This window comes from Microbispora sp. CL1-1 (assembly GCF_012034195.1).
GTDB lineage: Bacteria > Actinomycetota > Actinomycetes > Streptosporangiales > Streptosporangiaceae > Microbispora.
The window spans coordinates 1-352 of the sequence record NZ_JAATEK010000219.1; the positions used below are offsets into that span (position 1 = coordinate 1).

The 352-nt window shown below is 72.4% G+C and carries 1 pseudogene; it reads left to right on the plus strand.

Annotated elements, in window-relative coordinates:
* Positions 1 to 352, plus strand: a pseudogene (locus HCK04_RS41770) (hypothetical protein); the annotation flags it as partial.

Sequence of the window (352 nt, forward strand, 5' to 3'; positions counted from 1 at the left end):
ACAGGAGGCCGCCGCCCGCAACTTCAACGCGGCGATCCCCGGCATCGTCCAGTCCAAGGCCAACAGCGGAAAGCACGTCCACCTGGTCGACATGCACAGCAAGCTGACCACCGGCGACCTCATCGACGGCATCCACCCCACCGCGAACGGCTACGACAAGATGGCCGCCGCCTGGTACGCGGCACTCCAGTCCGTCCCCGGCAGCATCGGGCAGGGTCCCGGAACCAGCCCCAGCCCGTCGCCCAGCCCGTCGCCCAGCCCGTCCGCCAGCCCCTCCGCCAGCCCCTCCGCCAGTCCGTCTCCGTCCGCGTCGCCCACCGCGGGTTCGGGCGCCTGCCGGGTCAACGCGACG